Raw genomic sequence first — 12,226 nt, 5'->3', positions numbered from 1 at the left:
GAGGCAGGCGTTAACCCAAACAGGGTTACCCCATAAAGGCACCGGTTTTTGGTTTTGCTGTGGCAAGCCCGCTCGCCACAGCAAGCGGGCTTGCCACCGTTAACAGAGGATCAGCGATTAAACCGCTCAACCAACGCATATTGGGTGGATGCGGTACTTGTCAGCTCCTTGCTCAGGTCAGTGGATTGATGGGCTTGTATCGAGGTCTGGTCAGCCAGTTCGGCGATGGTGGTGATGTTGCGGCTGATCTCCTCGGCGACCGCGCTCTGTTCTTCGGTGGCGGCGGCGATCTGGGTGGTCATGTCGGTGATATGGGACACCGCTTCGCTGATGCCTACCAGGGCCTGGTCAGCTTCGAGCACCCAGGCGACGCCTTCCTGCGCTTGGCGTTGACCGTTTGCCATGCTGTTCACGGCGTTGTTGGAGGACGCCTGCAACTGGGTAATCAGCCCGTGGATCTGGGTGGTGGATTGGGAGGTGCGTTGCGCCAGTTGGCGCACTTCGTCGGCGACGACGGCAAAGCCGCGGCCCATTTCACCCGCACGGGCCGCTTCGATAGCCGCGTTGAGCGCCAGCAGGTTGGTCTGGTCGGCAATGCCTTTGATCACATCCACCACACTGCCGATTTCGTCGCTGTCCCGAGCCAATTGCGCCACGGTGACGCCAGTCTCGGCGACGACAGCGGACAGGCGTTCGATGGCTTCACGGGTATCCCGCGCCACCTCACGACCGCGTCCGGTCAGCACGTTGGCTTGCTGGGTGGCATCCGCGGTGCGCTGTACGTGGCTGGCGACTTCCTGAGTGGTCGCGGCCATCTGGTTGACGGCGGCGGAGACTTGTTCGGTTTCGACACGCTGGCGGTCCAGGCCCTTGGAGCTGGCAGAGGCCAACTGATCGGATTGCCCGGCCAGGGCACTCAATTGTTCAGCGCTGTCCTGCAGACGGGTGAGGCAGGTTTTCAGGCGCGCGCTCTGGCTGAGGAACGCTGTTTCCAAGCGTGCCTGTGGCCCCCGGGCGTCGCTGTACATCTGCGCGATCAACGCATCCGACGTCGAGGGTTCGACACCTTGCAACAGGCGCAAGGTGCTGCCTTGGCGCCAGCGTGAGCAAAGCATACCGACCGGCACAGCGACGGCGACGGCCACTGCAATAGCCAGCGGTGCACTGAGGAATAATCCAGCGAGGCTGCCAGCCAGTCCGGTTGCCACGTAAGGCACGCAGCTGACGGCGGCCGGCAGCCAGGCATCCTGGCGTGGCACGCCCGGTTTGCCCCGGCTGATACGCTGATACAGGGCCTGGGCCCGGCGGATTTCGTCGGCGCTGGGCTTGACCCGCACTGACTCGAAACCGACAACCTTATTGCCTTCAAAAATCGCCGTGACATAAGCGTTGACCCAATAGTGGTCACCATTTTTCGAGCGATTCTTGACGATGCCCATCCACGGCTGGCCTTGTTTGAGCGCGCTCCACATGTGCGCAAAAACGGCGGGGGGCACATCAGGGTGACGTACGATGTTCTGCGGCGCGCCGATCAGGTCGGCGCGTTCAAAGCCGCTGATCTCGACAAAGGCGTCGTTGCAGTAAGTGATGACACCGCGGACATCCGTGGCGGAGATGAGTTTTTGTTGCGGCGCGAGGGAAATCTCGCGTTGTGTTACAGGCTGGTTATTGCGCATTCAGACTACTCCCTGGTTGCCCTCAGTCCATCGGCGCCAACTGCTAAAAGGTTAATGCACATTGGCTAATTCGCCAGCCACTGGTCAAAAGCCTGAAATTTGCGGATGAAACCCCTCATAATGGCGGCCATTTTTGTTTAGCCGTTATTCTGGTGTGCCCCCATGGAAATCAAGGTCAACTTTCTCGACAACCTCCGGCTTGAAGCCAAGTTCGATGACTTCACGGTGATTGCCGACCAGCCCATTCGCTACAAAGGCGATGGCTCGGCACCGGGGCCGTTCGATTACTTCCTGGCGTCGTCGGCGTTGTGCGCGGCGTACTTCGTGAAGCTCTACTGCGAAACACGCAATATCCCCACGGACAATATTCGCCTGTCGCAGAACAACATTGTCGACCCGGAAAACCGCTACAACCAGATCTTCAAGATCCAGGTTGAGTTGCCGGCGGATATCTCCGACAAGGACCGCCAGGGCATCCTGCGCTCCATCGACCGCTGCACGGTTAAAAAAGTGGTGCAGGCCGGGCCTGAGTTCGTCATCGAAGAAGTCGAAAACCTGGACGCTGATGCCCAGGCGTTGTTGATGCCAGGTTCTACGGCCGAGGGCGGTACCTACATTGCCGGCAAAGACCTGCCACTGGAACAGACCATCGCCAACATGTCCGGCATTCTCGCCGGCTTGGGCATGAAGATCGAAATCGCTTCGTGGCGCAATATCGTGCCCAACGTCTGGTCGCTGCATATCCGCGATGCACACTCGCCGATGTGCTTCACCAACGGCAAGGGCGCGACCAAAGAGGGCGCCTTGGCGTCGGCACTGGGCGAGTTCATCGAACGGCTCAACTGCAACTTCTTCTACAACGACCAGTTCTGGGGCGAAGAACTGGCGAATGCAGCCTTCGTGCATTACCCGGATGAGCGTTGGTTCCAGCCAGGTCCCAAGGACGCACTGCCAAGCGAAATCCTCGACGCTTACTGCCTCAAGGTTTACAACCGCGATGGCGAACTGCGTGGTTCGCACCTGTTCGACACCAACTCCGGCAACGAAGCGCGCGGGATTGTTTCGCTGCCATTCGTGCGCCAGTCCGACGGGGAGGAGGTGTACTTCCCGTCCAACCTGATCGAAAACCTTTACCTCAGCAACGGTATGAGTGCGGGCAACACCCTGGCCGAAGCCCAGGTGCAATGCCTGTCGGAGATTTTCGAGCGTGCAGTGAAGCGTGAAATCATCGAAGGTGAGTTCGCCTTGCCGGACGTACCGGCCGAGGTCCTGGCCAAATACCCTGGCATCCTGGCCGGTATTCAAGGCCTGGAAGCCCAGGGCTTTCCGGTATTGGTAAAAGACGCCTCGTTGGGCGGTGAATTCCCGGTGATGTGCGTGACCCTGATGAACCCACGCACCGGCGGCGTCTTCGCCTCCTTCGGCGCGCACCCGAGCCTGGAAGTGGCGCTGGAGCGCAGCCTCACCGAACTGCTGCAAGGCCGCAGTTTCGAGGGTTTGAATGATCTGCCGCAGCCGACCTTTGAAGGCCAGGCGGTGACCGAGCCGAACAACTTCGTCGAGCACTTCATCGACTCCAGCGGCGTGGTGTCGTGGCGTTTCTTCAGTGCCCAGTCGGACTACGAGTTCGTTGAGTGGGATTTCTCCGGCGAAGGCGAAGACTCGAATGCCCAGGAAGCCGCGACGCTGTTCGGCATCCTTGAAGGCATGGGCAAAGAATCCTACATGGCGGTGTACGAACACCTCGGCGCCACCGCGTGCCGCATCCTGGTGCCGGACTACTCGGAAATCTACCCGGTGGATGACCTGATCTGGGACAACACCAATAAGGCGCTGTTTTTCCGCGCGGATATCCTCAACCTGCACAGCCTCAATGAGGAAGAGCTGCAAGCGTTGGTCGAGCGTCTGATCGAAAGCGAGCTGGACGACTACACCGATATCACCACCCTTATCGGCATTGAGTTCGACGACAACACCGCCTGGGGTCAGTTGACCATTCTGGAGTTGAAATTGCTGATCTTCCTCGCCTTGCAGCAACACGAGGAAGCCAAAGAGTGCGTGGAGATGTTCCTGCAGTACAACGACAATACCGCTGAGCGTGGCCTGTTCTATCAAGCGATGAATGCGGTGCTGGAGATGGAACTGGACGACGACCTGGAACTGGCGGATTACGAAGCCAACTTCCGCCGCATGTTTGGCAATGAGCGGATGGACGCGGTGATTGGTTCGGTGAAGGGCGATGTGCGGTTCTATGGCCTGACGCCGACCAGTATGAAGCTGGAAGGGTTGGAGCGGCATCAGCGCTTGATTGAGAGTTACAAGAAGCTGCATTCGGCGCGCGCCAACATCACCTCAGCCTGACGCTGATCCCACAGGGGATCGATGTCGGATGTTAGATGTGTGCCAGGGCCTGCGCCAAATCCGCGCGCAGGTCCTCTACATCCTCAACGCCCACCGACAACCGCACCAACCCATCGCCAATTCCCAACTGCGCCCGCGTGGCGGCCGGAATGCTCGCATGGGTCATGATCGCCGGGTGTTCGATCAAGCTTTCCACGCCGCCGAGGCTTTCAGCCAGGGCGAAGATCTTGACGTTTTCCAGGAAGCGCGTAGCGCCGGCCAAGTCGCTGTTCAGGTCAATCGAAATCATCCCGCCAAACCCACGCATCTGTTTTCGTGCCAGCTCATGCTGCGGATGGGACGCCAGGCCCGGGTAGTACACCCGCGAAACGTGCGGTTGCTGCTCCAGCCAAGTGGCCAGGTCCAAGGCGTTGCTGCAATGGCGCTCCATGCGCAGTGCCAGGGTTTTCACGCCGCGCAGCGTCAGGAAGGCATCGAAGGGGCCAGCGATGGCGCCAACCGAGTTCTGCAGGAAGCCCAGGCGTTCAGCCAGCTCAGGGTTGTCGCCGACAATGGCAATGCCGCCAATGACATCGGAGTGGCCGTTGAGGTATTTGGTGGTGGAATGCACCACCACATCAAAGCCCAGCTCCAGCGGGCGCTGGATCCATGGGCTGGCGAAGGTGTTGTCGGCCACGCAGATGATGCCGCGATCGCGGCAGATGCGCGCGATCGCGCTGAGGTCGGTGAGGCTCAGCAGGGGGTTGCTGGGGGTCTCGACCCAGACCATGCGCGTGTCGTCCTGCAAGCTGGCCTCAAACGCCGACAAATCACTCAGGTCGACAAAGCTGAAGCGGTGCCCGGCGCTGCGTTGGCGCACCTTGTCGAACAGACGGAAAGTGCCGCCGTACAGGTCATTGCCGGACACGATATGGGCGCCGGCATCCAATAATTCCAGCACCGTCGAGATCGCCGCCAGCCCGGACGCAAAAGCGAATGCCTGGCTGCCACCTTCCAGGTCCGCCACGCAGCGCTCTAGGGCAAACCGTGTCGGGTTATGGGAGCGGCCGTAGTCGAAGCCCTTGTGCACGCCGGGGCTGTCTTGCAGGTAGGTGGAATTGGCGTAGATCGGCGGCATCAGCGCGCCCGTGGTCGGGTCGGGAGATTGCCCGGCGTGGATCACTCGCGTGGCAAATGCGCTTTTATCAGACTGACTCATGCCAGGGACCTCCGTAAGTGGTTGAGCAGGTCGACGCGGGTGATCAGGCCGTGGAAGCCCGAGGCGTCGGCAATAATGGCGACCAGGCCGCGATCCAGTTCCGCCTGCAATTGCGCCAGGCTGGCGCTGGGGGCCAGGGTTTGCAGGGTGTCTGTCATGGCGCTGGAGACGATCATGGAGAAGTGCGTGGCGTCCTGATGCAGGCCCAGCAGGATGTCGGATTCATCGATCACGCCCACCAATTGCTTGCCGTCCACCAGCACCGGCAGTTGGGACACGTCAGCCAGGCGCATGCGCTGGAAGGCGGTGAGCAGGGTGTCGTCGGGGCTCACGCTGATCACGCGGCCGTCTTCGAAGCGCCGCGCGATCAGGTCGCGCAGGTCGCCGTAGTGCTTGTAGTGCAGCAGGCCCGCGTCGGTCATCCATTGGTCGTTGTAGACCTTCGACAGGTAGCGTGTGCCCGTGTCGCACACAAAGGTCACCACACGCTTGGGCTCGGTCTGTTCGCGGCAGTAACGCAGGGCGGCGGCGAGCAGGGTGCCGGTGGATGAACCGCCAAGGATGCCCTCGGCCTTGAGCAACTGCCGGGCGTGGTCGAAGCTTTCTTCATCGCTGATGGAATAGGCGTGGCGCACGCTGGACAGGTCGGCAATCGAGGGGATGAAGTCCTCGCCAATGCCTTCCACCGCCCAGCAGCCCGGTGTGTCCAACCTGCCGCTGCGGCTGTATTCGGCCATCACCGAACCGACAGGGTCGGCGAGCACCATGGCCAGTTCGGGCTGCACGCGTTTGAAGAACCGCGTCAGGCCGGTGAGCGTGCCGGCCGAGCCGACGCCCACCACAATCGCGTCCAGATCATGCTGGGTCTGGGCCCAGATCTCCGGCGCGGTGCTGGTCTCGTGGGCCAGGGGGTTGGCCGGGTTGTTGAACTGGTCGGCAAAGAACGAATCGGGAATGTCCTCTGCCAGGCGCGCGGCCATGTCCTGGTAATACTCGGGATGGCCCTTGCCCACGTCGGAACGGGTGATATGCACCTCGGCGCCCATGGCCTTGAGGTGCAGCACTTTTTCCGTGGACATCTTGTCAGGCACCACCAGCACCACCCGGTAGCCCTTGGCCCGGCCGACCAGCGCCAGGCCCAGCCCGGTGTTGCCGGCGGTGGCTTCGATGATCGTGCCGCCAGGGCGCAGACGGCCGTCGCGTTCGGCGGCATCGATCATGGCCAGGCCGATACGGTCCTTGATGGAACCCCCGGGGTTTTGCGATTCAAGTTTGAGAAACAGCGTGCAGGGACCGGTGTCGAACCGGCTGATCCGAACCAGCGGCGTGTTGCCGATAAGCTCGAGGACGGCGGGGCGGGAAGGGCTGGGCATGGCGTCACCGGTGCGAGTGGGCGTAGGTGGGACAGCAAAGTGCAAAGCATGCCTTGGACCATAGGCCTGGATCGCAGCGCTCGCAACCGGGTGGTCCGCTGTTTATCTTTTTTTGGCGCATTGGCCGTCAGGGCGGGTTTTGTCGATGCGATAACGACGTTGAAGACGCTTGCATCACTTGATCCATAACCTGGGCCTGCCAACCGAAGTACGGATTGAATGTCAGCCGCGCATGCACTTTGCCCGGCTCGCGATAACCCCAATCCGAATACCAAACGGGGTCGCCTGCGCGACAACGCGCAAAGTCCTCATCGGTCTGGCCGTTCAAGCAAACAGGCTGGCTGCCGCTGGGCCCGTAGAGGGGATTGGTGGGGGCGAACAACACCCCCATATGGGAGAACTGGCTGATCCGCTCTGCGGGCAAGTGGTCATTGCGTACCAGGACCCGCGACATTGGTTGTGCGCTGTTGGGGTCGCCGTACCAGATCATTCGCGAAGCCGGGTGGGTGAAACGCTCGGCGAAGGTTTGCTTTACAAAACCGACGTCTATCACCGAGTCATGGGCAGCGCTGACGATCAGTACGGGCCGATCAAACGGCCGGTCTTTCAGTTTGTCGCGTACTGACTTGCTGGTCTGGTAGAACTGGGCAAAGCCATTGGTGGGGATGTTCTGGTAGCGCAGCGGTGTTTGTTGCTGGCGAGGGCCGGCAGGGTCGCGCAGCCAGGGTTTGATGTGGGCCAACCAGGACGACAGCCAAATGTAACGATTGCGTGCCTTGAACGCGGGCGAAAACATCAGCAGCCCGGCAATGCTCGGATCTTCAATAGCGTACTCCAACACCAGATTGGCGCCCGTGGAGAAACCGCCGAGATAGACTTGATCCACCTCCTGACGCAGCAGCGCCACGTGTTGTGCCACCGTCCTGCGCCAATCCTCGATGTTAACGTCGAGCATGTCCGACGGTTGCGTGCCATGCCCTGGCAGCAGCAGCGTGCGCACGCGGTAGCCCCGCGACGCCAGTTGCGCGCCAATGTCGCTGAAGGACCCCGGTGAGTCGCCCAAACCGTGCACCAGTAGCACGCCGTGGCCATTGGGCGTTTGCGAGACCCATTCGCGCGGCGCATTCCAGTCCAGTTCCAGCCTGTGGTCTGGGTTTTGGAAACGTCGGTCACGCTCAAGGTCCACCAGCGTTTGTTGGCGGTATTGTTCGAAACTCGACGGCGCAGGTGAGGGCAGTACGGCTGAGTGGGCGGTGCAACCGACCAGGCTGAGCAGCATCAGTAAATGCAGTGATTTCATCGAGTCCCCCCCCAAGCGGCGCAAAGTGCAGCCGACCTTACGCGCCGATCAGGTCTGTCGCCAGTCTGATAGCGAGCAATCACCCTGGAAAAATATAACGATTAGTAACTGCTGTCTAAAGCGATCGGATTGCCGCTGAGCACCTCTGTCAGAACGTTCCTACAATTGCTTCAGCCGGGTAACAACCGAGTCGCTGGCTCGCTGCATAGGTGCCCGCAGCTCGCTGCCGATCAACCCCTCCAGCGCCAGTGCGGCCTTCACTGGCGCCGGATTGGGCTCCATGAACATCGAGTTGATCAATGGCAGCAACTGGAAAAACGTCGTCCGCGCCTCGGCCAGTTGGTTGTCCCGCACCTGCTGCCACAACGCTACAAACTCTGCCGTCCTTATATGTGCCGAGGCCGCAATCGCCCCGGTCGCGCCGAGGCACAGCGCGTTGAACATCTGCACATCTTCCCCACACAACACATCCACCTCAGCGCTGGCCAGCAGCGCCAGGGTATTGCCCAGGTTGCCGCCGCAGTCCTTGATCGCCAAGATCCGCGGGTGGGTGACGATAGTCAGCAAGGTGGCCTGCTCGAAGGTTGCGCCGGTGCGATAGGGAATGTCATACAGAATGATCGGCACGCTGGACGCATCGGCCACTGAGTGGAAGAAGGCCACTAGGCCGGCCTGGGACGGGCGGATGTAACTCGGCGCCGGCACCAGCAAACCGGCGACCGGGCGTTGCAGGATTTCACGCTGGAAGTGCAGCAATTCAATCTGGTTGTTGCCCGCGAGGCCCATCACCACGCGGTGCGCCGGGACCAACTGCAACACCGCATCCAGCACCGCGAGTTGTTCCTGGCGGCTCAGCGATGCGGCTTCCCCGGTGGTGGTGCATACCATGATCCCGGCCACGTGCTTTTCCAGCAGGTGGCTGACCAGCCGGCGCAGGCCGATAAAGTCGATGGCACCGTCATGGAACGGCGTGACCACGGGGACCCAGATACCTTGAAACGATGACATGCACTTTCTCCTGATGATTGACCGCTTGAGTCACCGTCAGAAGGGCAGAGGGAATTGTGCAAGGGAGGAAGACCGTCGCGCTCAATGTCCTGTCAGCTCATCTGACGGGACAGCGCGCCCCGGTCACATGAGCGACTGTTTCTTCGATTTGAGGGCGTGCGCCACGCAACCTTGCGCCTTGGCAATTGGGCCAATGGCGGAAAGGTTAACGGAGGACATTGCGGACATTGGCTGACACACCCTGAATAAGGCCTCCATCTTTATGGAATATTGCAGAGTGTGTCAACGGCGTTTATTCGAATTTCTCGATACGCGTGTCGGAGTAGTAGAACGCGTTCTTGTCCGTGCTCGACTCGTAGAAGTAAGCGTAGTCGGTCAGGTAGTACAGGTGGTTCACCCGGTTGTATTCATCATTGTCGAAGCTGCACTTAAGGGCCTTGGCCGTCCCGAGCAGGCCAGGGTTGAGCTCGCTGGCTTGCAGTTCGCGTTCAACTACGCAGCGGGTAATCTGGACTTTGGTGCGGCTGCCAATGAGGCTGTTGAGGCTGGAGCGCGTTGTTTGATAAATCACGGTGTCGCCCACCGGCAGGGATTTCCAGTTGCCGGTGAAGCTCAGCTGCGTCAGCGTCTCGCTTTCTGCCATGCCTGAGGAACTGAAGGTGCTTTTCGCCACCAGGGGGATGAGGTTGCGCCAGCTCACTGTGTGGCTTTCATAGCCTTGCCCGCGAGTGGCGATGGCCAGTTGCCCGCTTGCCGCATCTTGGCTGATGAAGTCCGCACTCTGGCTGTTGGTGGTCTCGCCCTTGAGTGTCGACGTGCCGGTCATGTGCACGTATTTGAAGGCACGGGCGGGCTTGTCCAGGTTCAACTGCGTGATTGCGGCCAGCACCTGAGGTTGTACCGAGGTCAGTGCAATGGTCACCGGCGCCTTCAGCCGTGGTTTGAACGCCGGCAGCGCGGCAATCTTCTGCGGGGTGACGCACACCTTATTGAATAACAGCACATAGTCGGCATCGCTACCGGCGATTTTCTGTGGCGTGGGGAAACTGTCGACGCGGCCATCACTGACGCGGTTGTCGGCGTCCATGTCGTAGCCAGCCAGCGCCTTGTAGGTACCGTCCGTGCAAGACACCGCAAAGTGCTCGCGTTTCTGCGCATAGGGGGCGTTGTAGGGCATATCGTTGAGCACCGCCGGTTCGTCGAAGGCGGCCCAGAAGCGTGTTTCGCCATTCACGGTCTTGATGCTGTTGGCGTCGATCAATACCTGGTTGTCATGCTCGTTGGCCTGCACCAGGCGCCAGTCTGGCTTCGGCGTTTCGGCACAGGCGCGCACGAATGTCTGGTTGGCGGCCAAGGTCGCGCGCAATTGCGGCGATAATTTGCGCGCCGCGCTGTAGCGGCCGGCACTGGCGGGGTAGACACGTTGCGAGCCGTCCAGGTACAGCAAATGCAGTTGCGGCGATGAACAGGCTGCCTCGAATTGCATGGTGCGCCGCAGACCACTCGGGCCGTCCGGCATCAGCAGCTCGAAGCTGAGCAGGTCGCCTTCGCGCACGATGCTGTTTTCAACCAGGGGCTGGGCGAGGGTGTCGGCGAACATGCGGTCGACTTGGGTTTTCTGGTTGGCACAGCCGGCCAGGGTGGCGATGCCACCGATCAGCAAAAGAGGAGTGATAAAGCGCACGAGAGCCTCGTTGAGTCCATTCGGGTTTAAGGGTGACGGCGGGGAGAGCTGAATCTGTAGCCGGATGTTACAAGGTGAAAGCCTAACGAGCCAAACGGCATCTGTACAGCGCTTGCATGGCCGCCGCCGGATATGTGCGGGTCGCAATCGTTTTACTGCGTTTGCAGCGGGGCGCTAGTCTATCCAGACATTCTGGGAGAACTTCGATGATTCGACGCGCGTGCCTGGCTGCTCTGCTGACCCTGTCTGCCTCGACCGCCTTAGGCGCCTCGAGCTACGATCATCTGTATGCCTTCGGCGACAGCTATTCCGACAATGGCGCGGGCGAAGCGCTCACCACGCGACTCGCGACGCAACAGGTCAAGGATGCCCAAGCGCTGCCAGGCCCGCTGTATTGGAAGGGACGCTGGAGCAATGGCCCGACCGCCGTCGAAGGCTTGGCCGACGCACTGAAAATACCCCTGACCGACTACGCGGTAGGGGGGGCCAAAAGTGGCCACGGCAACTACTACACGTGGATGATGCCGTCCCAGGATACGGGCGTTCTGGGCCAAGTCGCCGAGCACTTGCAGGCCGCCAAGTCGCACAAAGCCGACCCCAAGGCGCTGTATTTCATCTTCATCTCGGCCAATGACTTTTTCGAATGGGCCGATTTCTCCCATCCTGAAACCATTGAAGCACTGAGCGAATCCAGCCTGGCCAACATTCGCAGCGCTACCGAGCAATTGGTAGCGGCGGGCGCCAGGCACTTGATGGTGGTGGGCACCACAGACCTCAGCCATGTGCCCGCCGTGGTGCAGGGCAACCAGGTCGATAATGCGAAGAAATACCAGCAGTTGCTGGCGCAAAAACTCCCGGCTGCGCTGGCGCAGGTCGGCGTGGCAAAGGTCAGCTATTTCGACCACTTGGCCTTCAGCGACAAACTGCGCGCCAATCCCGCCGCCAATGGCTTCAAGGACCTGGACACACCGTGCCAAGCCACTTACCCGGAAGTGAAACCGGTGTGCACCAACCCCGATGCCCATTATTACTGGGACGAGTGGCACCCCACCCGCACAGTCCACGCGCTGGCGGCCAAGGCGATGCTTGAGGTGCTGCCTTAACCTGCGGCCACCGCCGCTTCAATCGCGGCGATGAAGGGCGGTGCCGTCGTACCAGAGGCAAAGGGTATTTTTGCGGTTCATGGTCGGTCTCCACAGAAAATCGGTGTGTGGAGTCTAGACGGCCAGTTGCTGTTCGATGGCTCCCTTGTCGATTACCGACCACACGTGGGCAAATTTACCGTCCACCACCTCATAGAACACATTCTCGTCGAAGCTCACCTTACGCCCATTGATCGGCAGCCCGAAAAACTCGCCTCGGGGGGTAACATTGAAATTCAGGCGGCTGGCAACAGTAGGCGGGTCGGCGACCAGCAATTGGATACGAAACACCAGGTCAGGTATCTCGCGAAAGTCCCGCTCCAGCATGGCGCGGTAGCCGGCGAGGCCGACTACCTTGGCGTTGTAGGTCACGTCCGGGTGCACGAAGTGATCCAGGCGGTCCCAGTCCTGGCGGTTCAAACAGTCGATATAGCCCTGGTAAAAGGCGGCGAGTTCATCTCGGCGCATACGGCGTTCTCCTCTG

At 60.6% G+C, this 12,226-nt stretch carries 9 protein-coding genes; 2 read left to right on the top strand and 7 right to left on the bottom strand.

The window, feature by feature from the left end; genetic code table 11:
- Positions 1-110 precede the first annotated feature (110 nt).
- Positions 111-1,616 (bottom strand): methyl-accepting chemotaxis protein, encoded by a 1,506-nt coding sequence (locus JBO08_RS07560; RefSeq protein ID WP_371914450.1) that lies wholly within the window; start codon positions 1,614-1,616, stop codon positions 111-113.
- 222 nt (positions 1,617-1,838) lie between these two features.
- Between JBO08_RS07560 and JBO08_RS07555 the strand changes: the two genes are divergently transcribed.
- Positions 1,839-4,037, top strand: a complete 2,199-nt coding sequence (locus tag JBO08_RS07555) for an OsmC domain/YcaO domain-containing protein (RefSeq protein WP_065872916.1) — start codon at positions 1,839-1,841, stop codon at positions 4,035-4,037.
- A gap of 31 nt (positions 4,038-4,068) precedes the next feature.
- On the opposite strand, the gene JBO08_RS07550 is transcribed toward JBO08_RS07555, so the two are convergent.
- The 5 genes from JBO08_RS07550 to JBO08_RS07530 all read right to left on the bottom strand — a co-directional run bounded on the left by JBO08_RS07550 (position 4,069) and on the right by JBO08_RS07530 (position 10,600).
- On the bottom strand, positions 4,069-5,235 hold the full coding sequence (locus JBO08_RS07550) for a cystathionine gamma-synthase (protein WP_065890908.1): 1,167 nt from the start codon (positions 5,233-5,235) through the stop codon (positions 4,069-4,071).
- Positions 5,232-6,608: a cystathionine beta-synthase gene (locus tag JBO08_RS07545; RefSeq protein WP_220074237.1), complete on the bottom strand. Its 1,377-nt coding sequence runs from the start codon at positions 6,606-6,608 to the stop codon at positions 5,232-5,234. Before JBO08_RS07545 ends, JBO08_RS07550 begins: the two co-directional genes overlap by 4 nt.
- Positions 6,609-6,735: 127 nt before the next feature.
- Positions 6,736-7,908: an alpha/beta fold hydrolase gene (locus JBO08_RS07540; RefSeq protein WP_220074238.1), complete on the bottom strand. Its 1,173-nt coding sequence runs from the start codon at positions 7,906-7,908 to the stop codon at positions 6,736-6,738.
- Between the two features lie 159 nt (positions 7,909-8,067).
- Complete coding sequence (gene dapA / locus JBO08_RS07535) at positions 8,068-8,916, bottom strand: 4-hydroxy-tetrahydrodipicolinate synthase (protein ID WP_220074239.1); 849 nt, start codon at positions 8,914-8,916, stop codon at positions 8,068-8,070.
- Between the two features lie 292 nt (positions 8,917-9,208).
- On the bottom strand, positions 9,209-10,600 hold the full coding sequence (locus JBO08_RS07530; RefSeq protein ID WP_220074240.1) for a hypothetical protein: 1,392 nt from the start codon (positions 10,598-10,600) through the stop codon (positions 9,209-9,211).
- Positions 10,601-10,806: 206 nt separating this feature from the next.
- Between JBO08_RS07530 and JBO08_RS07525 the strand changes: the two genes are divergently transcribed.
- The gene (locus JBO08_RS07525; protein ID WP_220074241.1) at positions 10,807-11,703 is read left to right on the top strand and encodes an SGNH/GDSL hydrolase family protein; all 897 of its coding nucleotides are present in this window, start codon (positions 10,807-10,809) and stop codon (positions 11,701-11,703) included.
- Positions 11,704-11,817: 114 nt separating this feature from the next.
- Here the strand turns inward: JBO08_RS07525 and JBO08_RS07520 are convergent, their stop codons facing one another.
- Positions 11,818-12,210 carry an ester cyclase gene (locus JBO08_RS07520; RefSeq protein ID WP_065872923.1) on the bottom strand — a complete coding sequence of 131 codons (393 nt, stop codon included), beginning with the start codon at positions 12,208-12,210 and terminating at the stop codon, positions 11,818-11,820.
- Positions 12,211-12,226: the final 16 nt, after the last annotated feature.

Origin of the sequence: Pseudomonas sp. LAP_36, assembly GCF_019456785.1 — a bacterium.
Lineage (GTDB): Bacteria > Pseudomonadota > Gammaproteobacteria > Pseudomonadales > Pseudomonadaceae > Aquipseudomonas > Aquipseudomonas tritici.
Note: the sequence above shows the minus strand (reverse complement) of the source record. Positions and strands in the feature narration are given on the sequence as shown.

Coding starts and splice junctions, on each gene's coding strand:
- JBO08_RS07555 (WP_065872916.1), top strand. CDS start 1,839: ATGGAAATCAAGGTCAACTTTCTCGACAACCTCCGGCTTGAAGCCAAG.
- JBO08_RS07550 (WP_065890908.1), bottom strand. CDS start 5,235: ATGAGTCAGTCTGATAAAAGCGCATTTGCCACGCGAGTGATCCACGCC.
- JBO08_RS07545 (WP_220074237.1), bottom strand. CDS start 6,608: ATGCCCAGCCCTTCCCGCCCCGCCGTCCTCGAGCTTATCGGCAACACG.
- JBO08_RS07540 (WP_220074238.1), bottom strand. CDS start 7,908: ATGAAATCACTGCATTTACTGATGCTGCTCAGCCTGGTCGGTTGCACC.
- dapA (WP_220074239.1), bottom strand. CDS start 8,916: ATGTCATCGTTTCAAGGTATCTGGGTCCCCGTGGTCACGCCGTTCCAT.
- JBO08_RS07525 (WP_220074241.1), top strand. CDS start 10,807: ATGATTCGACGCGCGTGCCTGGCTGCTCTGCTGACCCTGTCTGCCTCG.
- JBO08_RS07520 (WP_065872923.1), bottom strand. CDS start 12,210: ATGCGCCGAGATGAACTCGCCGCCTTTTACCAGGGCTATATCGACTGT.